We start from the raw sequence: 21,600 nt of genomic DNA, 5'->3' as shown, positions 1-21,600 counted from the left end.
CCCGTCAGAAGAGGAAGTACCGCTGGGCCATGGGCAGTTCCTCGGCCGGGGCCGGGTCGACCGGGGTACCGTCGACCGTGACCGTGAAGGTGTCCGGGTCGACCACGACATCCGGGCGGGCGTCGTTCTCGCGCATATCGGCCTTCCCGACACTGCGCGTACTGCGGATCGCCACGAACCGCTTGCCGAGACCCAGCCGCTCGGGCAGGTCGTCCTCGATCGCCGCGGGGGCGACGAAGTTGAGGGAGTTGGCCGCCGGTGCCCGGCCTGTCGCGCCGAACATCGGGCGGGGCATGACCGGCTGGGGCGTGGGGATGGACGCGTTGGCGTCGCCCATCTGCGCGTAGGCGATCTGTCCACCCTTGATGACGAGTTGCGGCTTGACGCCGAAGAATGCCGGGTCCCACAGCACCAGGTCGGCCAGTTTCCCGGTCTCCACCGAACCGACCTCGTGGTCCAGGCCCTGCGCAATGGCCGGGTTGATGGTGTATTTGGCCACGTACCGGCGGGCACGCAGGTTGTCGGCGCGGCCGTCACCGGGCAGCGCTCCCCGCCGCTTCTTCATCACATGGGCGGTCTGCCAGGTGCGCAGCACGACCTCTCCCACGCGCCCCATGGCCTGGGAGTCGGACGAGATGATCGAGATGGCGCCCAGGTCGTGCAGGACGTCCTCGGCGGCGATGGTGCTGGGCCGGATCCGGGACTCGGCGAAGGCGAGGTCCTCGGGCACCGCGGGGTTGAGATGGTGACAGACCATCAGCATGTCGAGGTGCTCCTCGACGGTGTTGACGGTGTGGGGGCGGGTCGGATTCGTGGAGCTGGGCAGCACATTGGGCTCGGAGACCACGGTGATGATGTCCGGTGCATGCCCGCCGCCCGCGCCCTCGGTGTGGTACGCGTGGATGGAACGGCCCGCGATGGCCGCGAGGGTGTCGCCGACGAAACCCGCCTCGTTGAGGGTGTCGGTGTGAACGGCGAGCTGGGCGCCCGTCTCCTCGCACACCCCCAGGCAGGCGTCGATGACGGCGGGGGTCGCCCCCCAGTCCTCATGGATCTTGAATCCGAGCGCGCCGCCGCGCAACTGGCTGTGCATCGCGTCCCGGGACATGGTGTTGCCCTTGCCCAACAGCCCGATGTTGACCGGATACGTCTCCAGCGCCTCGAACATCCGGGCCGTGTGCCAGGGCCCGGGGGTGATGGTCGTCGCCTTGGTGCCCTCGGCGGGTCCGGTGCCGCCGCCGACGAGCGTGGTGATGCCGGAGGCCAGCGCCTCGTCGACGATCTGTGGACAGATGAAGTGGACGTGCGCGTCGATCGCGCCCGCGGTGACGATCTTGCCGTTCCCGGCGATGACCTCGGTCTCGGGCCCGATGACGAGGTCGGGGTGGACCCCGTCCATGGTGTCCGGGTTCCCGGCCTTCCCGATACCGGTGATCCGGCCGTCCCGGATACCGATGTCGGCCTTGACGACACCCCAGTGGTCGAGGACGACGGCTCCGGTGATGACCGTGTCGGCGGCCCCTTCGGCACGCGTCGTCCGTGCCTGGCCCATGGACTCGCGGATCACCTTGCCGCCGCCGAAGACGGCTTCCTCACCCGCGGCTCCGGGGCCGCCCGCGAGGTCCCGCTCGATCTCCACGAGGAGAGCGGTGTCGGCGAGCCGGATGCGGTCCCCGGCGGTGGGGCCGAAGAGGTCGGCGTACGCGGCGCGGGACAGTTCAGCCATGGTGCACCTCTGTGCTCGCTCCGCCGCGCACGCGGCTGCCGGTCGTTCCGGGCGTCGGCGTGGTCGTACGGCCGCTCACAGCGCGCCGCCGGTCTCGCCGCGCAGTCCGGGGACGACCCGCCGCCCGGCGATCGGCACGAGTTCGACTTCGACGGGGATGCCCGGTTCGAAGCGGACGGCGGTGCCGGCAGCGATGTTGAGCCGCAGCCCGCGGGCCGCACCGCGGTCGAAGCGGAGACCGGGGTTGGCTTCGGCGAAGTGGTAGTGGGAACCGACCTGCACGGGACGGTCGGCCGCGTTGAGGACAGTGATACGGGTGACGGGACGGCCCGAGTTCAGGGCCACCGGCCCGTCCGCGTACAGCACCTCTCCGGGGATCATGCGCACGCTCCCGTCAGCAGATCGGTTCGTGGACGGTGACGAGCTTGGTGCCGTCCGGGAAGGTCGCCTCGACCTGCACGTCGTGGATCATCTAGGGAATGCCGTCCATGACCTCGTCGCGGGTGAGCACCTTGCGTCCGGAGGACATGAGTTCGGCGACGGTGCGGCCGTCGCGGGCGCCTTCGAGGATGTGTGCGGTGATGATCGCGATCGCCTCGGGGTGGTTCAGCCGTACTCCGCGTGCCCTGCGTTTCTCGGCCACATCGGCCGCCACGTGGATGAGCAGCCGCTCCTGCTCGTGCGGGGTCAGTTGCACGTTTCCCACCTCACACTCGTCGACACTCCCGCCACCCGGGGCGGGGAGCTGTCCGGACGGCGGGCCGGGTGCGGGCGCCGACGCGTCGCGCAACAGGCGTATCACACAGCCCGGCAGTGGCATCCCACGACACCGACCTGCGGCTACGGCCGTTCCGGGCCTGTTGCGGCAGGCTAGTTCGGCGGCGTTTCGGCGACGTTAACTGGCGGGATTCCCCGACATCGGCCGTGGATTCACCCGGCAGTGGCCCGATGCCGCCGAAGTCCGGTCTTCAAGGCCTCCCCGTGGCGGCGGCAGACCGCGGGCGACACGGCCGGTGGTCAGCTGCCGTCGTGGGCCGTCACGCCCCCCGTTCGCGCCCCGGGGAGGGCCTCAGCGGTCCCGGCGGTGGTCGTCGGCGTCCGGATCGCGGTGCTCCGCGGCGATGCCGAAGCGGCGCCGTTCGCCGGGAGCGGACGCACCGGGGCGCACGACGGAGACCGTACTGATCACCCGCTCCTCGGACGGCGCCTCCGCCTGCTCGAGTTGTTGCAGGTCAGCCGCCGAAACCAGCGCCACGAGAGGCTTCCCGTGGCGCGTCACGACGACCCGCTCGCCGCCGTATACGACGCGGTTGATCAGGTCTGCCAGCTCGGCACGGGCTTGCGTCACCGGAATCTCGTAAGCCATGCTCCCATCATAACGGGATGTACGTCCTGTACATTTTTTCTCCAGGGCGTCACCCCTGCCGGAGCGCAGCAGAGAGGTGCAGTGATGGATCGTCCGACCGCCCGCCACGTCCTGCCGGAGTTCACGGAACGCACACGTTCCGGGATCCGCACGATGGATCCGTACTCGATGCTGCTCGAGGAGCGCATCGTCTTCCTCGGCACGCGGATCGACGACACCGCGGCCAATGACGTGATGGCGCAACTGCTGCATCTGGAGTACGCCGCGCCGGACCGCGACATCTCGCTCTACATCAACTCCCCCGGCGGGTCGCTGACCGCGATGACGGCGATCTACGACGCGATGCAGTACATCAGCTGCGATGTCGAGACCGTGTGCATGGGGCAGGCCGCATCGTCCGCCGCTGCGCTCTTCGCCGCGGGTGCCCCGGGCAAGCGGCTGATGCTCTCCCGCTCGCGGATCCTCATCCACCAGCCGTCGCTCTCCGAGCCCGTCCAGGGGCAGGCCTCGGAGCTGGAGATCCAGGCCAGGGAGCTGATGCGGCTGCGCGCGCTGCTCGAGGAGACGCTCGTGCGGCACACCGGGCAGCCACACGCCCGGATCTCCGCCGACATCGAACGCGACACGATCTTCGGGGCCGGGGAGGCAGTGGCCTATGGGCTTGCCGACCGGATCATCCATGGCCGCAGGCAGGCCGGCACTCCGTACGGCGCGAGGTGATCGCGGTGCTCCCTCCCGAACTGCCCCCGCTGCCCGCCCTGACCCGGGCCGAGAGCGATCTGGTGGACCGTTACCTGGAGGCGCTCGACCTCATGGGGCGGATCAATCCGGCCCGCGCCACCGATACGTACGGGGGGCTGCGCGCCGCCCAGGCCCTGGTCGGCAAGGCGGCCGCACTGCGCGACGCGCTGGCGGTCATGCATGAGCGGGGCGAGGCTCAGGTGCACGCCGGGACCCTGGCGAGGGCACTGCGCGTCCTGGACGGTGAACGGCGTGCGGGGCGGGTCACCGTGCCGCCCGAACCCTCCGACTGAGCACACGGGGCGCGATCCGGCAGGGGTTTGCCTCCGAACGGACTCGCTCAATCGATGGACCTCGGAGCGGACCGTCGCATTGATCGACTTGCGCGGGGTCGCGACCGGTGCAGATCGCCGTATCCACTGCTGACGGAGGGTCACCTGCCGGGAAGCAGAGGAAGAAAACGACCATCGCCACTCGAATGACACTTACGTGATGAACATCACATAAGGTCGCGTCAGCAGGGAATCCGCGGCAGTGGTGGAGACCATCCTGGGACGACAAGCCCCCGCCGCCGCGGCGGGGCGGTCCGGGCGGACGCCGAGTCCTGCCGCCGTTCCGGATGACGGGCCAACAGGAAGTGCTTCGGCAGGAGTGGAGGACCCAAGCAGTCCGGAGCGGACCGTGAACGACCGGTCCGCTCCTGGGGTGAAGCCGCTGCCGCGGCCGGGCAACTTCGCCTGCCCGAACCCGACAGGCCATCCTTCACAGGCGGCTGACGAAGGGTCACCCATGGCCGCACGCAACCGCATCCCGTCCCTTCTCTCCCGCGCCGGTACCGCCTCGGCGCTCACGCTCGCCGCTGTCGGGGGAACCCTCCTGGGCCCCGGCGTCACCACGGAGGCACAGGCGGCGCCACCGCCGGCCCCCGAGAGTGCCCACGTCGAGGGGGTGACGCCCAGCCCCGGAGTCCCGGAGGGCCAGGGGACGGCGCCCGATTCCCCGCCTCTTGCCGAGGCCACGCTGCCCGCTACCGAACCGCTTCCGGTGGAGGGCGAGGTACGGGTCAACCGGCCGCCCCTCCTGGAGGCACCGCCGACGGACGCCGCGCCGCCCCCGGCGCAGGAGGCCGGACCGCCCCCCGCGCAGGAGGCCGGACCGGGCACGGCCCCGCCCCCCGTCGAGGCACTGGCGCCGGGCACCGAACCGCCCGCGCCGCAGACGCCCAAGGACGAACCGCCCAAGGGCGAAGCCCCCGAGACGGATCCGCCCAGGGCCGAGCCGGTGAAACCCCGTCCGAAGAAGCCGGCACCGGCGAAGCCGCCCCGGCCGAGGGAGCCCGAACCCCGCCCCGAGAACCCGGCGCCGACTCCGGGTACGAGGGCGCTGCGAGTGGCCGCCTCCAAGGAAGGGGCGCCCTATGTGTACGGCGCCGAAGGCCCGAACACCTTCGACTGCTCCGGTCTGACGCAGTACTCGTTCAGGCGGGCGGGGAAGCAGCTGCCCCGCACGGCCGAGGCCAGTACAACGAGACACGGCACATCCCCGCTTCCCAACGACGCCGTGGTGACCTGGTGTTCTTCCACTCCCCCAGCGGCGTCAACCACGTCGGCATCTACGCCGGCGACAACAAGATCTGGCACTCCCCCAAGCCCGGGAGGCAGGTGCGGCTGGAGACGATCTGGACCGGTAACGTCACCTACGGACGCGTCGGCTGAGCCGGCGACACTCCGGACGCACGACTCGGCGCCGCGGACCAGGGCCCACGACCGTACCGACGCCGAGGTGCCGCGACCGCGGGCCCATGACCGTACGGACGAGGCCGACCGGGTCATCGTGGTGGCCGGAACGGGCCGAGCAACCCGGGGGAAGGCAGTGCCGTCGAACGGTGACCGCCCGGGCTGATGGGCGGTCAGGCAACCCTGAGCGGCGCCGGGGGAGGCACCACAAGAGCTCGGTCAGATCTCGGGTGCCGTCCACGGCAGCGCGATCCACACGGTCTTGCCGCCCTCCACGGTCGGTGTGATGGAGAGTTTGCCGCCGGACTCCGCGGTGAGCCACCGAATGATGACCAGGCCGCGACCGTTGTCCTGCTGCACCGCGGCCGGCAGCCGCTGCGGCCAGCGCGGGTAGCTGTCAGTGACGCCGATCCTCAACTGCTCGTGGCGCTCCAGATGGACGTCCACGGTAAAAGTGGGCGACTGGCCGAAGGTGTGCTGCACGGCGTTGGTGGCGAGCTCGGAGACGATGAGCCGTACGGTGTCGGCCGCCTCGGCTCCCTCCGGCAGGCCCCATTCGGCGAGGACGTCGGTGACGTATCGTCGCGCCGTGACGACCGAGGCCGGTTCGCTCGGCAAGGTGACGGATGCTTCCTGGTGGTCTGCCATGGCAACGCTGTCCCTTTCCCACCGTCCGGGCTCCGACGCGTTGCGAGACAAGGTCGAAGCCGGCTTCGGACGGTCGCTTCGCGCCAGAGTGCCACCGATGCCGCGGTGTCGGGGGTGATCCCCCGAGATGTACGGAATTCTGTCGCTCGAAGCGGTGAACTCTGCGACGACAGAGCGTATTTGGGCAGCGCTCGCTCAACAACGGTCCCGACCGCATTCCTCGAATGCGTCGAAGTCTTCGAAATCCTCGAAATCCTCGGATCGGTCGTCCGCGGCAGGAGCCTTGAGGGGTCAGGCAGCGGTCACGCCCTGGGGGGCCGTCGCGACGATCACCCCGACCGCCTCGGCGACCTGCTGATCCGTCAGGTCCGCCCGGGCCGTCAGCCGCAGCCGCGAGATGCCGTCGGGCACGGACGGCGGCCGGAAGCACCCCACCACCAGCCCGGCGGACCGGCAGTCGGCCGCCCAGCGCAGAGCTTCATCCGGGCCGGGGGCGCGTACGGAGACCACGGAGGCGTCCGGCCGGACCGCCGCGAGCCCGGCCGCCGTCAGCTGCCGGTGCAGTGTTCCGGCGACGGTACGGGCCCGCGCCGCACGCTCCGGTGTGCGGGCCAGCAGCCGCAGGCTCGCCAGGGCGGCTCCGGCCGCGGCCGGAGCGAGACCGGTGTCGAAGATGAACGTCCGGGCCGTGTTCACCAGATGCTCGATCACCCGCGCCGGGCCGAGGACCGCGCCGCCCTGGCTGCCGAGGGACTTGGACAGGGTGACCGTGGCGACCGTGTCCGCGGCACCGGCGAGCCCCGCCGCGTGGGGGGCGCCGCGCCCGCCGTCACCGAGGACGCCCAGCCCGTGTGCGTCGTCGATGAGAAGAGCCGCGCCGTGCGCGCGGCAGGCCGCGGACAGCCCGGCCAGCGGGGCGGCGTCCCCGTCGACCGAGAAGACCGAGTCGGTGACCGTGAGGGCACGGGCACCTGCGTGCGCGTCGAGCGTCTTGCGCACGGCTTCGGGGTCGGCGTGCGGCACGACGACGGTCTCCGCCCGGGAAAGCCGGCAGCCGTCGATGAGCGAGGCGTGATTGCCCGCGTCGGAGACCACGAGCGTGCCGCAGCCGCTGAGCGCGGTGACCGCGGCGAGGTTGGCGGCGTAGCCGGAGGAGAAGACAAGGGCGGCCTCGAAGCCGCAGAAGCGGGCGAGGGTGTCCTCGAGTTCCGCGTGCAGCTCGGTGCTGCCGGTGACCAGGCGGGATCCGGTGGCGCCCGCACCCCAGACCATGGCCGCCTCGGCGGCGGCCTCCGTGACCTCCGGGTGGCCGGCCAGCCCCAGATAGTCATTGCTCGCCAGGTCGAGAAGCCCGGAGTCGGCCGGACGCGGGCGCAACGCGCGGACGAGCCCGGCGCGGCGGCGCGCCCGCGCCTGCTCATCGATCCAGTCGAACGGGTCCTGGGACATGGGCCTTCCTCGCCTCTGTAGGGTCTGCCCAGACCGTAGTCGTGGGACGCCATGGTCAGGGTGTGGCAATACACACACCTCGAACGGCCGGTGTTGTGCAATCTCTCCTTGGCCAGGAGCGGTGCCGTAGGCAAGGATCTGCGCCATGGATCTGCTGAAGACGCTGGTGGACAAGGGGCTGCGACGCGAGCTGCCCACCCGGGACGAGGCTCTCGCCGTACTGGCCACGTCGGACGACGACCTGCTCGACGTGGTGGCCGCGGCCGGCAAGGTGCGCCGCCAGTGGTTCGGCCGGCGGGTGAAGCTCAACTACCTGGTCAATCTCAAGTCCGGACTGTGCCCCGAGGACTGCTCGTACTGCTCTCAGCGGCTCGGCTCGAAGGCCGAGATCCTGAAGTACACCTGGCTGAAGCCCGACGAGGCCGCCGCGGCGGCGGGCGCCGGCGTGGCCGGTGGCGCGAAGCGGGTGTGCCTGGTGGCGAGTGGGCGCGGGCCGACCGACCGGGACGTGGACCGGGTCTCGCAGACCATTGAGGCGATCAAGGAGCAGAACGAGAACGTCGAGGTGTGTGCCTGCCTCGGGCTGCTCAACGACGGACAGGCGGAGCGGCTGCGCGCGGCGGGCGCGGACGCGTACAACCACAACCTCAACACCTCGGAAGCCACATACGGGGACATCACCACCACACATACCTACGCCGACCGGGTGTCGACCGTGCAGCAGGCGCAGGCCGCCGGGCTGTCCGCCTGCTCCGGGCTGATCGCCGGCATGGGCGAGTCGGACGAGGACCTGGTGGATGTCGTCTTCTCGCTGCGGGAGCTGGACCCGGACTCGGTGCCGGTCAACTTCCTGATCCCCTTCGAGGGCACGCCGCTGGGCAAGGAGTGGAACCTCACCCCGCAGCGTGCGCTGCGCATCCTGGCGATGGTGCGGTTCGTATGCCCGGATGTGGAGGTACGGCTGGCCGGCGGCCGTGAGGTGCATCTGCGGTCGTTGCAGCCGCTCGCCCTGCACCTGGCCAACTCGATCTTCCTGGGCGACTACCTGACGAGCGAGGGCCAGGCGGGCAAGGCCGACCTGGACATGATCGCCGACGCGGGCTTCGAGGTGGAGGGCACCGGTACGACGACGCTGCCCGAGCACCGCGCGGACGCCCTGGCCGCGGCCGGAGCGGGCTGCGGCTCGCACGGCGGCGGAGGCTGCGGACCCTGCGGAGACAGCGCAGACGGCGGGGCGGACGCCGAGGCCGTCCCCGCACGGAGTGCGGATGCCGAAGCCGTTCCGGCGCGGAGCGCGGCGGGCGAGGCCCGTACGGACCTCGTCGCGGTGCGGCGACGCGGCGCAGGAACCGACCTGGCGCCCAATGCCTGAGCGGCTGACCACCCAGGAGCTGCTCCAGCTGGACCGGCAGCACGTCTGGCACCCGTACGGTCCGATGCCGGGGCGGCAGGAGCCGCTGGTCGTGGAGTCCGCGGCCGGGGTCCGGCTGCGGCTGGCCGAACCGGCGGAAGGCCGTACCGAGCTCGTCGACGGCATGTCGTCGTGGTGGTCGGCGATCCACGGCTACAACCACCCGGTGCTCAACGAGGCCGCGCACTCCCAGCTGGAGCGGATGAGCCATGTGATGTTCGGCGGTCTCACGCATGAGCCCGCCGTCCGGCTCGCCGCCCGGCTGGTGGAGATCACCCCCGAGCCGCTGCGGCATGTCTTCCTCACCGACTCCGGTTCGGTGTCGGTCGAGGTCGCGGTGAAGATGTGCCTGCAGTACTGGCGGTCGGTGGGCCGTCCGGACAAGCGGCGGCTGATGACCTGGCGCCGGGGGTACCACGGCGACACCTGGCAGCCGATGGCGGTGTGCGACCCGGACGGCGGGATGCACCATCTGTGGTCGGGCGTGCTGCCGCGGCAGGTCTTCGCCGACGCCCCGCCGCCGGGCTTCGACACGGAACCCGACGAGGCGTACGTACGCCATCTGCGCGAGGTGATCGGGCGCCATGCCGACGAGCTGGCGGCCGTGATCGTGGAGCCGGTGGTGCAGGGCGCCGGCGGCATGCGCTTCCACTCACCGGGGTATCTGCGGGTGCTGCGCGAGGCCTGTGACGAGCATGGAGTGCTGCTGGTCCTCGACGAGATCGCCACCGGTTTCGGTCGGACGGGCGCACTGTTCGCCGCCGGTCACGCGGGCATCTCGCCCGATGTGATGTGCGTGGGGAAGGCTCTGACCGGCGGCTATCTCACGATGGGGGCCACGCTCTGCACCGCACGGGTGGCGGAGGGCATCTCGCGCGGAGAGGTTCCGGTGCTGGCCCACGGGCCGACCTTCATGGCCAATCCGCTCGCCGCGGCGATCGCGGAGGCCTCGATCGAGCTGCTGCTCTCCCAGGACTGGCCCGGCGAGGTGAAGCGGATCGAGGCCGGGCTGCGGGAGGGGCTGGCCGCGGCCGAGGACCTGCCGGGAGTCCGGGACGTACGGGTGCTGGGCGCGATCGGCGTGATCCAGCTCGACCACGAGGTCGACATGGCGGCGGCGACGCGGGCGGCGGTGCGTGAAGGGGTGTGGCTGCGGCCGTTCCGCGACCTCATCTACACCATGCCGCCGTACATCACGGGAGACGAGGACGTGGCACGGATCGGCGCCGCGGTCCGTGCGGCCGCCGCTGCGGGCTGACGGTCGGCCGTGGGCGCACCGGCTGTGGGCGCCGGGCGCGGGAGCCATGGCTTGCTCCGAGCGCGGGAGCCGACGTCGGTGCACGGGAGCCGGAGGCTGCGCCTACGCGCGGACGGTGTCGGCCGCAGACGGCCGTAAGCCGTGGCACCGGGCGCGGCCTGAAACCCGCCCGGCCCAGGCCGAAAGCCGCGGGTCGGCCCGACGTCCCGGGCCGGGGCGGGCGTCGGCGCGTACCGGCACGGAACGGCCGGGGACGAGCGCCCGGTGCGCCGGCCGCGGGCGGCCGGAAGGTGAAGGGAGAGACATGGCAGTAATGATCGTCACAGGGACGGGCACGGAGATCGGGAAGACGGTGACGACCGCCGCGGTGGCCGCCGTCGCTCTGGCGAGCGGCCGGTCCGTCGCCGTGCTCAAGCCCGCGCAGACCGGAGTCGCGCCGGGCGAGCCGGGCGATGCCGCGGAGGTCGTACGGCTCGCCGGGCCCGTCACCGCCACCGAACTGGCGCGCTTCCCCGAGCCCTTGGCCCCGGCGACCGCCGCCCGGCGGGCCGGACTTCCGCCGGTGCGCCCCCAGGATGTGGCCTGGGCGGCGGAGAAACTGGCAGCCGAACACGACCTCGTACTGGTCGAGGGGGCCGGAGGGCTACTCGTACGCTTCGACGAGACGGGCGCCACCCTTGCGGACGCCGCGCGGCTGCTGGACGCTCCGGTCATGGTGGTCACCCCGGCGGGGCTCGGCACGCTGAACGCGACGGCGCTGACCGCGGAGGCGTTGCGCGCACGGCAGTTGGCGTGCGCCGGGGTGGTCGTCGGCAGCTGGCCCGCGGATCCGGACCTGGCCGCCCGGTGCAATCTGGCCGACCTCCCTGAAGCGGCGGACGCTCCGCTGCTCGGGGCGGTTCCGCAGGGCGCGGCGGCGCTGGAACCCGCGGACTTCCGTGCGGAGGCGGCAGGTTGGCTGGCTCCCGAGCTGGGCGGAACGTGGTGCGCGGAAGCGTTCACGGCAGGGATGCGGGCGGGCGAGGCGTCGGCGGGATAGTGCCGCGTCGGTGGAGGTCCGGCCAAGGTCTGCCCGGTGGCGAGGTGACTTGGTGCGGTCCGCCGCCGGACCGGCCTCTCCGGGGTCTCCCATGCCGGGAGGCCAGAGGGCCTGCTCGGCCGCTCGGGCAACGCGGCTGGGGGGCTCCCCCGGCCTCATGCCGGGGGCCCCGCCCAGCGGTAGCCGGTGAAAGCCGTGGCGGGGCGGCGAGCGGTCCAACCCTTGTCCGGCGTGGCACCTGGGTCCGACCGGCACGGAACGCCTCCGCCGGGCCGCCGGACCGCATGGGCTCCGGTCGGCGCGGCGGCGCGCTGCGGGCCGGTGGCCCGGGTCCGGTGGCCCGGGTCTCTCTGCACTCCCGCGGCACGGTGCAGGCCGTCCCCGCGGTGGGACAATTCCGGATGACCGCACTCCGCCGGCGGAAGGGACCTCTCATGGCCCTGCGCAGCAGCAAGGCTCCGCGAGATGCCGTACATCACCCGCTGTTCGCCCGCTTCTACGCCCGGCTCAGCGTGGTCGCCGAGGAGAAGGCCGGGGTCGCCGCGCACCGGGAGGAGTTGCTCTCCGGGCTCTCGGGACGGGTGATCGAGATCGGTGCGGGGAACGGTCTGAACTTCCAGCACTATCCCGGCACCGTCTCCGAGGTGGTGGCCATCGAGCCGGAACGGCATCTGCGGCGGCTGGCCTCCTCGGCGGCCCTGCGTTCCGACGTGCCGGTGGATGTCGTACCGGGCGCTGCCGAGGCGTTGCCCGTGAAGAGCGAGGCGTTCGACGCGGCGGTCGCCTCACTCGTCCTGTGCAGTGTGCGTGATCTGCCGCGTGCTCTCCGGGAGATCCACCGTGTGCTGCGGCCGGGCGGCGAGCTGCGCTTCTTCGAACACGGCCGGTCGGAGAGCCGGGCCATGGCGATGACACAGCAGGCGCTGGACCGCACCGTATGGCCCCTGCTGTTCGGTGGCTGCCACACGGGCCGGGACACGCTCGCGGCGGTACGGGCGGCGGGGTTCGAGATGGCCCGCCTCCGGCGGCTGCGGGTCCCCGAGGGAGGCCCGGCCCTGCCGACGTCCTCCCATGTCCTGGGCGTTGCCAGGCGCCCTGCCTGACTCCGGGACCCGCGCTTCGGCCCGCCCCTCTGCGCATCCTCTTCGGGCCCGGCCCCCGCCCGCCTCGCCCGGAAGCCGTGGGCCGGGGTCGGGCGGCAGCCAGGACCTAACCACTCCAGGTGCGCAGTTCGTCGGCGATCGTCCGGACGTCGGCCGTGCCGTCCTTGACCAGACGGGCGAGGTCCCGGACCTGCTCGGGCGAGGTGGTGACCTTGAGTCCGCTGGCGACGAGATAGGCGTAGGCGACGGCCGAGGCGAACATGGCGTTCGACCGCTCCAGGGCAGGTACGTGGAGCAGCAGTTGCAGCAGGGCGGCCGCTCGGTCGTGGGGCTCGGCGTACACGGGCACACCGAATATCTCGGCGTCGTGCCGGCTGACAGCGGCGACCAGGGCGCCCCAGTCGGTGACCTGGGGGTCGCCCGGCGTGTTGCGCTCGGCGATCATCAGAAGCCAGGCGAGGTCGATGCGGAGGGTCACGTGGAGGGGCGGGGGTCGTCTCCGGGGAGGGCGCTCTGGCGGGTCCGGTGATCCTCGCCGAACTCCTCGGCGAAGACGTTCTCGTACTGCTTCATGAAGTCGGCCGCGGCTTCCACGAAGGTATGGCCGACCTCGCCCGCGTCCCGGCGGACGAGCTCCTCGATGTAGCGGTTCATGCTCAGCCCTCGCTGGAGGGCGCGCTGCCGCGCCGTCTCGGCGGTGGTCTCGTCCACGCGAACGTTCAACTGTGTCTTCGCCACCTCCTCAAGCTAGCGCTCATCCGCTAGCTCCGGCAAGGGCAACCCCCGGTGGTCCTTACGGTCCGCGGGGGGCGGACAACCCTGCCCATCCCCTGGGGATGCCGCTCCGGCCGCCGCGGGCCTACGCTCAGGCGCGTACGGTCGGTACATCCCGGTTTCTGGGGAGGCGGCCTTGTCCACACCTGCGGCAGATACGGCATACGGCGTGGCGGAGGATGCGGAGATCGCCGCACGCGCGTCGGCGCTGACCAAGGCGTACGGCTCGGGCGATACCGCCGTGCTCGCCCTGGACGCGGTGGACGTGGCCATCGGACGCGGCCGTTTCACGGCGGTCATGGGGCCCTCGGGGTCCGGCAAGTCCACGCTGATGCACTGCCTGGCCGGTCTGGACACCGTGTCCGCGGGCCGGGTGTGGCTGGGCGAGACCGAGATCACCGGGCTGAACGAGCGGGAGCTGACCCGGCTGCGGCGGGACCGTATCGGCTTCATGTTCCAGTCGTTCAACCTGCTGCCGACGCTCAGTGCGGCGGAGAACATCACGCTGCCGCTGGACATCGCGGGCCGCAAGCCGGACCGCGAGTGGCTGGAGCGGGTGATCGGCACCCTCGGCCTGGGCGACCGGCTCAAGCACCGGCCGGCCGAGCTGTCGGGCGGCCAGCAGCAGCGCGTCGCCTGTGCCCGCGCGCTGGCCTCCCGGCCTGAGCTGATCTTCGCGGACGAGCCGACCGGCAACCTCGACTCGCGCTCAGGGCTGGACGTACTGCGCTTTCTGCGGGAGGCGGTGGACGAGCTCGACCAGACCGTGGTGATGGTGACGCATGACCCGGGGGCCGCGGCCCACTCCGACCTGGTGCTCTTCCTGGCGGACGGCCGGATCGTCGACGCCATGCCACAGCCGACGGCGGAGACCGTGCTCGAGCGGATGAAGCGCTTCGACACCATCGCCACGAGCGCCACGAGCGCCCCGAGCAGGAAGAGTTGACGGCGCGTGCTCCGGGCGACGCTGCGCAGCTTCTTCGCCCACCAGGGCCGGTTGCTGCTGTCCGCGCTGGCTGTCGTGCTGTCGGTGGCGTTCGTCTCCGGAAGCCTCATCTTCTCCGACACCGTCAACCGCACCTTCGACCAGCTCTTCGCCTCGACATCCGCCGATGTGACCGTGGCGCCACCATCGGAGTTCGACGAGGCCGGCGGGCTGTCCTCGGGCCGGGTGGAGACGCTCCCCGCGGAGCTGCGCAGGCGCGTCGCCGCGGTGGCGGGGGTCGCGGACGCGCAGATCGACGTCCGGGTGGAGAACATCACCCTGGTCGACGAGCGGAACGAACCGGTCGGACCGACGACCGGGGCGCCTACCATCGCCACCAACTGGAACGACACCGAGCGCAGTCCTGTCGATCTGACGAGCGGCCACCTTCCGCGCGGCCCGGGTGAGGCGCTGCTGGACGCCGATACGGCCGAGCGTGAAGGCATCGCGATCGGAGACGGCCTCCGCGTGGTCGCGCGGCCCGGCACCTTCCCGGTGACGGTCGTCGGCATCATGACCTTCACCACGACCAACCCGGGCGCTGCGCTGCTCGCCCTGGACACCCCCACCGCGCAGACCAAGCTCCTGGGCAGGCCGGGGGCCGCCACCGCGATCATGGCTGAAGCCTCGCCCGGGATCGCCGACACCCGGCTCAAGCAGCGCATCGCCGATGAGCTCGGCCCGGGTTACGACCTGGCCACGCGCGACGAGCGCGCGGAGTCCCAGGCCGCCGAGCTGGGCGGCTTTCTGGACGTGATCAAGTACGTCATGCTGGGTTTTGCCGGGATCGCCGTGCTGGTGGGCGTGTTCCTGATCGTCAACACGTTCTCCATGCTGATCGCTCAGCGCACCCGTGAACTGGGGCTGCTGCGTGCCCTGGGCGCCGACCGCCGCCAGGTACGGCGCTCCGTCCTCACGGAGGCGTTGCTGCTCGGCCTGGCCGGCTCCACCTCGGGCCTGGTCGCGGGGATCGGCCTCGCGGCCGGGCTGATCTCCCTGATGAGTCTGCTCGGGATGAACCTCGACGCGGCCGAGATGGTGATCGGCTGGGCGCCCCCGGTGGCCGCGTACGCGGTGGGTGTGGGCGTGACCTTCGTCGCCGCCTATCTGCCCGCCCGGCGGGCGGCCCGTGTCTCCCCCATGGCGGCCCTCGCCGACATCGAAGTGGCGGAAGTGGGACGGCCGTTGCGGATCCGCGCCATCGTGGGGTCGGTGCTCGCGGCGGGCGGAACGGCCGCGCTGGCGGGCTGTGCGCAGGCCACGGAGACCGCGCGGGCGTCCACCCTGCTGCTGCTCGGGCTCGTCCTCACCCTGGTGGCCATGGTCGTCGCGGGTCCGCTGCTCGTACGGCCGGTGATCCGGGTCGTCGGCGGCGCCTTTCCCCGGGTCTTCGGGCCGGTGGGCCGCATGAGCCAGCGCAACGCGCTGCGCAACCCTCGCCGCACCGGGGCGACGGCGGCCGCGCTGATGGTCGGGCTCGCCCTGGTCACGGGTCTGTCCGTGGCCGGTGAGTCGATGACGAAGTCCTTCGACCAGCAGATCGACCGGCAGCTCGGCTCCGACTTCGTCGTGCAGAACAGGAACTTCCATCCGTTCCCGCAGGAGATCACCGAGCGGGTGCGCGGGGTGGACGGGGTCGGCACGGTCGTACGGGAACGGTTCGCGCCCCTGCGCATCCGGCTCCCCGACAGGAAGACGGTCCGGACGACCGGCGCGGCCTTCGATCCGGGACTCGACCAGGTCGTCAACATGGAGTACGCCGCCGGGAACACGGCGTCCGCCCTGGCCGACGGCCGGATCGGGCTGCAGAAGGCCTACGCGGACGAGCACGGCATCCGGCCGGGCAGCCGGGTCCGGGCCGAGTTCGCGAACGGGCGGACGGCGGAGCTGACCGTGGGTGCCCTGACGGACATGGAGTCCGGCGAGGGTTTCGGGACCCGGGGCGGCTTCTTCATGAGCATGGCCACCCTGGAGAAGTACCTCCCGGGCGGCCAGGACGCCGCGGTGTACGCCAACGCCTCGGGCCGCACCGATCCGCAGCCGCTGCGGGACCGGCTGGAGCGCGCCCTGGATGCCTTCCCGCAGGTGCAGGTGCGGGACCAGGCCGACTACAAGGAGCTGGTCCGCGGGCAGATCGCCGTCCTGTTGTACCTGGTGTACGCGCTGCTGGGCCTGGCGATCGTCATCGCCGTCCTGGGTGTCGTCAACACCCTTGCCCTGTCGGTCGTCGAGCGGACCCGCGAAATCGGGCTGCTGCGGGCGATCGGCCTGTCCCGGCGACAACTGCGGCGCATGATCCGGCTGGAGTCGGTGGTCATCGCGGTCTTCGGCGCCGTGCTGGGCCTGGCGCTCGGCTTCGTGTGGGGATTCTCGGTCCAGCAGGTGCTGGCGCTGGAGGGCATGAAGGCTCTCGCGGTGCCGTGGCCGACGGTCGTGGCCGTCGTGGCGGGTTCGGTCGTGGTCGGGCTCGCGGCGGCGCTGCTGCCGGCCCTGCGCGCGTCCCGGATGAACGTCCTGGCCGCCATCGCCCACGAGTGAGCCCGCGGGCCGCTCGGCCCGTGTGCGGAAATGCGGTCGCCCTCGCGTCCCCTCCGGTGGTGGGATGGGCCCCCATGAGTGATCTTCGGATACGGGCCGCGACGCCCGCGGACCTCGACGCCGTCCTCGCCTTCTGGAAGGAGGCGGCGGAGGGCACCAGTATCAGTGACGACACCGACGGGGTGGCCCGGCTGATCGGCCGCGACCGCGGAGCGCTGCTGCTCGCCGAGCGTACGGGTCGGCTCGCCGGCACGGTGATCGCGGGATTCGACGGCTGGCGCTGTCATCTGTACCGGCTCGCCGTGCACCCGGACCATCGGCGGCAGGGCGTGGCGACCGCGCTGCTGCGGGCGGCCGAGGAGCGGTTCGCCTCACTGGGCGGCCGGCGTGCGGACGCGATGGTGCTCGACCGCAACGAGCCGGCGCACCGTACGTGGACCGCCGTCGGCTATGCCCGCCAGCCCGAGTGGAGCCGCTGGGTCAGGCCGCTGGAGGCCTGATACGCGTCCCGCTGGGCAAGAACAACCACAGTGCCCCTTGTTTTGCCGGTCCTTTACCATGGCGATCCACCGTACCGACGTGGAAAGGTGTGAGCGTCCGCCCATGGGCGAGCCTCCCCGTAGTCACCCTCGAACACATCGCGCAGTCCGCACCTCCCTGCCGGATCATGGGACGGAGGTGAACCGATGACCGAAGTGCTTCTGCTGGCGCTCGCTCTGCTTCTGACGCTCGCCTGCGGCGTGTTCGTCGCGGCGGAGTTCTCACTGACCACCATCGAGCGCAGCGTGCTCGAGCGGGCCGCCGCCGAGGAGCGGCGCGGGGCGGACAGCGCTCTGAAGGCCGTACGGACCCTCACCTTCCAGCTCTCCGGGGCCCAGCTCGGGATCACCGTCACCGGTCTGGTCATCGGCATGCTCGCCGAGCCGTCGCTCGGAAGGCTGCTGGCCGGGCCGCTGGAGGCCGTCGGACTGCCCGCCTCGGCGTCGTCCTCGGTCGCCCTGGTCCTCGGCACAGCGATCTCCACCGTGCTGCTGATGGTCGTCGGCGAGCTGGTCCCCAAGAACTGGGCGATCTCCCGGCCGCTGCCGGTCGCCCAGCGGGTCGCCGGCCCGCAGCGCGCCTTCAGCTCCACCTTCCGCCCGCTGATCAGCCATCTCAACAACAGCGCCAACCGTATGGTGCGCCGGATGGGCCTGGAGCCCGCCGAGGAACTGGCCTCCGCACGCGGCCCGCAGGAGCTGGTGGCCCTGGCCCGGCACTCCGCCAAGGAGGGCGCGCTGGAGGCGGACACCGCCGAGCTGTTCGTCCGTACCCTCAAGCTCGCCGAGCTGACCGCGGAGAACGTGATGACACCGCGCGTCCAGGTCGTGGCGCTCGATGTGCAGGCCACGGCCGAGGACATCGCCAACATCACCCGGGCGACGGGCCTCTCGCGCTTCCCCGTCCACCAGGGCAGCCTCGACACGGTCATCGGGATCGCCCACATCAAGGACGTCCTGGCGCTGCCCGCGGAACGGCGGCCCCGTCATCCGGTCTCGGACATCCTGCGCGAACCTCTGCTCGTACCGGAGTCGCTGCCGGTGGACCGGCTGCTGGACCGGCTCTCGGGCAAGCAGGGCATGGCCGTCGTCATCGACGAGTACGGCGGTACGGCCGGGGTGGTCACCCTGGAGGACATCGTCGAGGAAGTGGTCGGCGAGGTCCGCGACGAGCACGACCCGCTGGAGGCCCCCGATCTGGTCCGGGCGGGCACCGACGAGGACGGCCGCGAGCTCTACGACGCGGACGGCGCGGCACGCCTGGACCGGCTCCAGGCCATCGGGCTGAACGCGCCGGACGGCCCGTACGAGACCCTGGCGGGTCTGGTGGCGACCGAGCTCGGCCGGATTCCGGTGGCGGGCGACAGCGTGGAGGTGTCCGGCTGGCGGATCGACGTGGTGGACGCCGGCGGTCACCGGGCGGCGCGCGTGCGGCTGCACACACCGCTGCCCCACGCCGATGACGACACCCCCGAGGAGGCCGGCCGGTGACCCTGCTCCAGCTCCTCATCGGCCTGCTGACGCTGGTCGCCAACGCCTTCTTCGTGGGCGCCGAGTTCGCGCTGATCTCGGTGCGGCGCAGCCAGGTGGAACCTCTCGCCGATCAGGGCGACCGGCGCGCCGGAAGCGTGATGTGGGGTCTGCAGCACGTCTCGGCGGTGCTGGCCGCGGCGCAGCTCGGCATCACGCTGTGCACGCTGGTGCTGGGTGCCGTCGCCGAACCGGCCATCGCCCATCTGCTGGAGCCCGTCTTCGACGCCGTCGGTGTCTCGCACCACCTGGTCCACCCGGTCTCGTTCGTGATCGCGCTCTCCGCGGCGACGTATCTGCACATGCTCTTCGGCGAGATGGTCCCCAAGAACGTCGCTCTCGCGGAGCCGGTGCGTACGGCCCTGCTCCTGGGCCCGCCCATGGTGGCGCTGACGCGGGCGCTGCGGCCGGTGATCTTCGCGGTGAACGCCTTCGCGAACGGTCTGCTGAAGCTGTTGCGGGTGGAGCCGAAGGGCGAGGTGTCGGCGACCTTCTCGGACGACGAGCTGGCCCGTCTGGTCGCCGACTCCAGCGAGGCGGGGCTGCTCGACGACCGGGCCACCGAGCGGCTGCGCGACGTCCTGGAGCTGGGCCGCCGCCCGGTGGGGGAAGTGGTGCAGCCCGTCGAGCGGGTGGTGTCGGCTCCGGTGGGAGTCACGCCCGAGGGGCTGGAGCGGCTCTGTGCCGAGTCCGGCTTCTCCCGCTTCCCGGTGGTGGACGACGATGGGCGGCTCCTGGGCTATCTGCACGTCAAGGACGCGCTGGACGCGCGGCCGCGGGACGCGCCGTTCGCGACGAGGGCGATGCGTCCGATCGCCCGGGTGAGGGCCTCGACGCCCCTGGACGATGTGCTCGCCGCGATGCGCGGCTCGGGTACGCATCTGGCGGCGGTCATCTCAGCGGACGGCCGGCTGGCGGGGCTGGTCACCATGGAGGACGTACTGCGGGAGCTGGTGGGCCGTACGCCCTCCGCCTGAGTCCGGGGCCGGAGCCGGAATCGGAGGCACAGAATGGATCGCGGATGACGTCCCAGCTGGTGGTGGACGAGGTGTCGGTGGGCTACCCCGGCCGTCCTGTGCTGGACCGGGTGTCCCTGCGCGTGGCCCCGGGCGAGCATGTGGGCGTCATCGGCGACAACGGCTCGGGGAAGTCGACCCTGCTGCGGCTGATGGCGGGACAGCAGCAGCCGGACGAGGGCATGGTGCGGGTGTCCGCCGACGGCGGCACCGGCTATCTGCCGCAGAGCCTCCAGCTGCCGGTGCGGGCGACGGTTCGGGAGGCCATCGACGACGCCCTGGCGGAGCTGCGCGATCTCGAGCGCCGCATGCGTGAGGCGGAGGCGGCCCTCGCCTCGGCCGGCGAGGAGGAGGTGGCGGCGTACGGTGATCTCGTCGCGGCGTACGAGGCACGGGACGGCTATCGCGCGGAGCACCGTCTGGACATCGCCCTGACCGCGCTGGGGCTGCCGGATCTGGACCGCGGACGGCTGCTCGGCACCCTCTCCGGCGGGGAGCAGTCCCGGCTCGCACTGGCGTGTGTCCTCGCCTCGGCGCCGGAGCTGCTGCTGCTCGACGAGCCGACGAACCATCTGGACGACGAGGCGGTCGGCTGGCTGGAGGAGCGGCTGCGGGCCCACAAGGGCACGGTGGTCGCGGTCACCCACGACCGGGCCTTCCTGGACCGCGTCGCCGACGCCGTGGTGGAGGTCGACGGCGCCCGGCGGGCCGTGGCGCGCTACGGGGGCGGGTGGACCGGCTATCTGCAGCAGAAGGCGGCCGAGCGGCACCGGTGGGAGCAGCGCTACCGGGAGTGGCGCGAGGAGATCGAGCGCCAGGAGGGGCTGGCGGCCGGCGGGGCGGCGCGGCTCGGCACCGGCTGGCGGATGAGCGAGCGTCCCGCGTGGACGAAACACCAGCGGTCGGTGGAGGGGCAGCTCTCCGGGCGGGTGCGCAATGCGCGGGAACGGCTGAGCAGGCTGTACCGGGAGCCGGTACCGCGACCGCCGGACCCGCTGCATTTCACCGTGGCCATCGGCGGCGGCACCGACCCGGCGGAGCTGGCGGAGGGCGAACCCGCGGCGCAGTTGGAGGGCGTGGCGGTGGACGGCCGGCTGTCCGTGGACCGGCTGACGCTCGCGCCGGGTGAGCGGCTGCTGGTGATGGGCCCGAACGGCGCGGGGAAGACGACGCTGCTGCGGGTGCTCTCCGGGGAGCTCGTTCCCGACCGGGGCCGGGTCCGGCTGCCGGAGCGGATCGGACGACTGCCGCAGGAGGTGCCCGCCATCGGCTCACGGCGGCCCTTGCTGGCGGCGTTCGCCGAGGGGCTGCCCGGGGCGCCGGACGAGTACGCCGACGCGCTGGCGGCCCTGGGCCTGTTCCGCGAGGAGGACTTCGAGGTGCCGGAGAACGGCCTGTCGGTAGGACAGCGGCGCAGGCTCACCCTGGCCCGGCTGCTCACCCGGCCGGTGGAGATGCTGCTGCTCGACGAGCCGACGAACCATCTCTCGCTCGGGCTGGTGGAGGAGTTGGAGCAGGCTCTCGCCGGATACGCGGGAACGCTCGTGGTGGTGTCGCACGACCGGCGGCTGCGTGCTCGTTTCACCGGGACCCGCCGGCTGATGGAGGAGGGCCGGCTGCTGCCCGTACCGGGGTGAAAGCGGGTTCATGCAGACGGCGGGGGCGGTCCGGACGGCGCGGTCGGCCGGGGACGGCGCGGTCGGTCCGCACGGCGGGGTCAGTCCGCACGTGGGGACGGCGC

The 21,600-nt window shown here is 72.1% G+C and carries 19 protein-coding genes, 2 pseudogenes and 1 riboswitch; of the genes and pseudogenes, 13 read left to right on the top strand and 8 right to left on the bottom strand.

The features are described from left to right. Positions 1-4: 4 nt before the first annotated feature. From ACTWQE_RS02525 to ACTWQE_RS02510, 4 genes and pseudogenes are all read right to left on the bottom strand, one after another. Positions 5-1,726, bottom strand: coding sequence for an urease subunit alpha (locus tag ACTWQE_RS02525; protein ID WP_443327108.1), 1,722 nt, complete (start codon positions 1,724-1,726; stop codon positions 5-7). 75 nt (positions 1,727-1,801) lie between these two features. Beyond that, on the bottom strand, positions 1,802-2,107 hold the full coding sequence (locus ACTWQE_RS02520; RefSeq protein WP_443327107.1) for an urease subunit beta: 306 nt from the start codon (positions 2,105-2,107) through the stop codon (positions 1,802-1,804). A 13-nt stretch (positions 2,108-2,120) separates the two neighbouring features. Beyond that, positions 2,121-2,423, bottom strand: a pseudogene (locus ACTWQE_RS02515) (urease subunit gamma). Positions 2,424-2,795: 372 nt separating this feature from the next. Then, on the bottom strand, positions 2,796-3,092 hold the full coding sequence (locus ACTWQE_RS02510; RefSeq protein ID WP_443327106.1) for a type II toxin-antitoxin system Phd/YefM family antitoxin: 297 nt from the start codon (positions 3,090-3,092) through the stop codon (positions 2,796-2,798). Positions 3,093-3,176: 84 nt separating this feature from the next. Between ACTWQE_RS02510 and ACTWQE_RS02505 the strand changes: the two genes are divergently transcribed. The 3 genes and pseudogenes from ACTWQE_RS02505 to ACTWQE_RS02495 all read left to right on the top strand — a co-directional run. Continuing rightward, positions 3,177-3,812, top strand: a complete 636-nt coding sequence (locus ACTWQE_RS02505) for an ATP-dependent Clp protease proteolytic subunit (RefSeq protein ID WP_443327105.1) — start codon at positions 3,177-3,179, stop codon at positions 3,810-3,812. A gap of 5 nt (positions 3,813-3,817) precedes the next feature. Next, positions 3,818-4,126: a hypothetical protein gene (locus ACTWQE_RS02500; RefSeq protein WP_443327104.1), complete on the top strand. Its 309-nt coding sequence runs from the start codon at positions 3,818-3,820 to the stop codon at positions 4,124-4,126. Positions 4,127-4,461: 335 nt separating this feature from the next. Next, positions 4,462-4,619, top strand: a riboswitch (cyclic di-AMP (ydaO/yuaA leader). Positions 4,620-5,210: 591 nt separating this feature from the next. Beyond that, positions 5,211-5,548, top strand: a pseudogene (locus tag ACTWQE_RS02495) (C40 family peptidase); the annotation flags it as partial. A gap of 240 nt (positions 5,549-5,788) precedes the next feature. Here ACTWQE_RS02495 and ACTWQE_RS02490 read toward each other — a convergent pair. Continuing rightward, positions 5,789-6,217 carry an ATP-binding protein gene (locus tag ACTWQE_RS02490; RefSeq protein WP_443327103.1) on the bottom strand — a complete coding sequence of 143 codons (429 nt, stop codon included), beginning with the start codon at positions 6,215-6,217 and terminating at the stop codon, positions 5,789-5,791. A 291-nt stretch (positions 6,218-6,508) separates the two neighbouring features. Further along, complete coding sequence (locus ACTWQE_RS02485; RefSeq protein WP_443327102.1) at positions 6,509-7,666, bottom strand: 8-amino-7-oxononanoate synthase; 1,158 nt, start codon at positions 7,664-7,666, stop codon at positions 6,509-6,511. Between the two features lie 145 nt (positions 7,667-7,811). On the opposite strand from ACTWQE_RS02485, the gene bioB reads away from it, so the two are divergent. The 4 genes from bioB (at position 7,812) to ACTWQE_RS02465 (ending at position 12,477) form a co-directional block, all read left to right on the top strand. Beyond that, positions 7,812-9,038, top strand: coding sequence for a biotin synthase BioB (gene bioB / locus ACTWQE_RS02480; RefSeq protein ID WP_443327101.1), 1,227 nt, complete (start codon positions 7,812-7,814; stop codon positions 9,036-9,038). Further along, complete coding sequence (locus ACTWQE_RS02475; protein WP_443327100.1) at positions 9,031-10,335, top strand: adenosylmethionine--8-amino-7-oxononanoate transaminase; 1,305 nt, start codon at positions 9,031-9,033, stop codon at positions 10,333-10,335. The genes bioB and ACTWQE_RS02475 overlap by 8 nt, the downstream gene beginning before the upstream one ends. A gap of 304 nt (positions 10,336-10,639) precedes the next feature. Further along, the gene (gene bioD, locus ACTWQE_RS02470; RefSeq protein WP_443327099.1) at positions 10,640-11,374 is read left to right on the top strand and encodes a dethiobiotin synthase; all 735 of its coding nucleotides are present in this window, start codon (positions 10,640-10,642) and stop codon (positions 11,372-11,374) included. 434 nt (positions 11,375-11,808) lie between these two features. Continuing rightward, the gene (locus tag ACTWQE_RS02465) at positions 11,809-12,477 is read left to right on the top strand and encodes a class I SAM-dependent methyltransferase (protein ID WP_443327098.1); all 669 of its coding nucleotides are present in this window, start codon (positions 11,809-11,811) and stop codon (positions 12,475-12,477) included. A 106-nt stretch (positions 12,478-12,583) separates the two neighbouring features. On the opposite strand, the gene ACTWQE_RS02460 is transcribed toward ACTWQE_RS02465, so the two are convergent. Beyond that, positions 12,584-12,955, bottom strand: a complete 372-nt coding sequence (locus tag ACTWQE_RS02460; RefSeq protein ID WP_443327097.1) for a fic family toxin-antitoxin system, toxin component — start codon at positions 12,953-12,955, stop codon at positions 12,584-12,586. After that, entirely contained in the window at positions 12,952-13,215 is a 264-nt protein-coding gene (locus ACTWQE_RS02455; RefSeq protein WP_443327096.1) for an antitoxin, read from the bottom strand. Before ACTWQE_RS02455 ends, ACTWQE_RS02460 begins: the two co-directional genes overlap by 4 nt. Before the next feature lie 172 nt (positions 13,216-13,387). Between ACTWQE_RS02455 and ACTWQE_RS02450 the strand changes: the two genes are divergently transcribed. The 6 genes from ACTWQE_RS02450 (at position 13,388) to abc-f (ending at position 21,496) form a co-directional block, all read left to right on the top strand. Further along, positions 13,388-14,197: an ABC transporter ATP-binding protein gene (locus ACTWQE_RS02450; RefSeq protein ID WP_443327095.1), complete on the top strand. Its 810-nt coding sequence runs from the start codon at positions 13,388-13,390 to the stop codon at positions 14,195-14,197. 6 nt (positions 14,198-14,203) lie between these two features. Then, the gene (locus ACTWQE_RS02445; protein ID WP_443327094.1) at positions 14,204-16,774 is read left to right on the top strand and encodes an ABC transporter permease; all 2,571 of its coding nucleotides are present in this window, start codon (positions 14,204-14,206) and stop codon (positions 16,772-16,774) included. Positions 16,775-16,848: 74 nt separating this feature from the next. After that, positions 16,849-17,274: a GNAT family N-acetyltransferase gene (locus ACTWQE_RS02440; RefSeq protein WP_443327093.1), complete on the top strand. Its 426-nt coding sequence runs from the start codon at positions 16,849-16,851 to the stop codon at positions 17,272-17,274. A 186-nt stretch (positions 17,275-17,460) separates the two neighbouring features. After that, positions 17,461-18,804 carry a hemolysin family protein gene (locus tag ACTWQE_RS02435; RefSeq protein WP_443327092.1) on the top strand — a complete coding sequence of 448 codons (1,344 nt, stop codon included), beginning with the start codon at positions 17,461-17,463 and terminating at the stop codon, positions 18,802-18,804. Then, entirely contained in the window at positions 18,801-19,820 is a 1,020-nt protein-coding gene (locus tag ACTWQE_RS02430; protein ID WP_443327091.1) for a hemolysin family protein, read from the top strand. Before ACTWQE_RS02435 ends, ACTWQE_RS02430 begins: the two co-directional genes overlap by 4 nt. Before the next feature lie 44 nt (positions 19,821-19,864). After that, a complete protein-coding gene (gene abc-f, locus ACTWQE_RS02425; protein ID WP_443327090.1) occupies positions 19,865-21,496 on the top strand; it encodes a ribosomal protection-like ABC-F family protein in 1,632 nt (543 codons plus the stop codon). Positions 21,497-21,600 lie beyond the last annotated feature (104 nt).

It is taken from the genome of Streptomyces sp. 8N706, from assembly GCF_052245415.1.
Lineage (GTDB): Bacteria > Actinomycetota > Actinomycetes > Streptomycetales > Streptomycetaceae > Streptomyces.
This window is presented reverse-complemented; position numbering and strand designations above follow the sequence as displayed.

Excerpts from the sequence above, each read along its gene's own strand:
- ACTWQE_RS02510 (WP_443327106.1), bottom strand. The coding sequence starts at position 3,092 with ATGGCTTACGAGATTCCGGTGACGCAAGCCCGTGCCGAGCTGGCAGAC.
- abc-f (WP_443327090.1), top strand. The coding sequence starts at position 19,865 with ATGACGTCCCAGCTGGTGGTGGACGAGGTGTCGGTGGGCTACCCCGGC.
- bioD (WP_443327099.1), top strand. The coding sequence starts at position 10,640 with ATGGCAGTAATGATCGTCACAGGGACGGGCACGGAGATCGGGAAGACG.
- ACTWQE_RS02490 (WP_443327103.1), bottom strand. The coding sequence starts at position 6,217 with ATGGCAGACCACCAGGAAGCATCCGTCACCTTGCCGAGCGAACCGGCC.
- ACTWQE_RS02475 (WP_443327100.1), top strand. The coding sequence starts at position 9,031 with ATGCCTGAGCGGCTGACCACCCAGGAGCTGCTCCAGCTGGACCGGCAG.
- ACTWQE_RS02485 (WP_443327102.1), bottom strand. The coding sequence starts at position 7,666 with ATGTCCCAGGACCCGTTCGACTGGATCGATGAGCAGGCGCGGGCGCGC.
- ACTWQE_RS02520 (WP_443327107.1), bottom strand. The coding sequence starts at position 2,107 with ATGATCCCCGGAGAGGTGCTGTACGCGGACGGGCCGGTGGCCCTGAAC.
- ACTWQE_RS02440 (WP_443327093.1), top strand. The coding sequence starts at position 16,849 with ATGAGTGATCTTCGGATACGGGCCGCGACGCCCGCGGACCTCGACGCC.
- ACTWQE_RS02465 (WP_443327098.1), top strand. The coding sequence starts at position 11,809 with ATGGCCCTGCGCAGCAGCAAGGCTCCGCGAGATGCCGTACATCACCCG.
- bioB (WP_443327101.1), top strand. The coding sequence starts at position 7,812 with ATGGATCTGCTGAAGACGCTGGTGGACAAGGGGCTGCGACGCGAGCTG.
- ACTWQE_RS02525 (WP_443327108.1), bottom strand. The coding sequence starts at position 1,726 with ATGGCTGAACTGTCCCGCGCCGCGTACGCCGACCTCTTCGGCCCCACC.
- ACTWQE_RS02505 (WP_443327105.1), top strand. The coding sequence starts at position 3,177 with ATGGATCGTCCGACCGCCCGCCACGTCCTGCCGGAGTTCACGGAACGC.
- ACTWQE_RS02435 (WP_443327092.1), top strand. The coding sequence starts at position 17,461 with ATGACCGAAGTGCTTCTGCTGGCGCTCGCTCTGCTTCTGACGCTCGCC.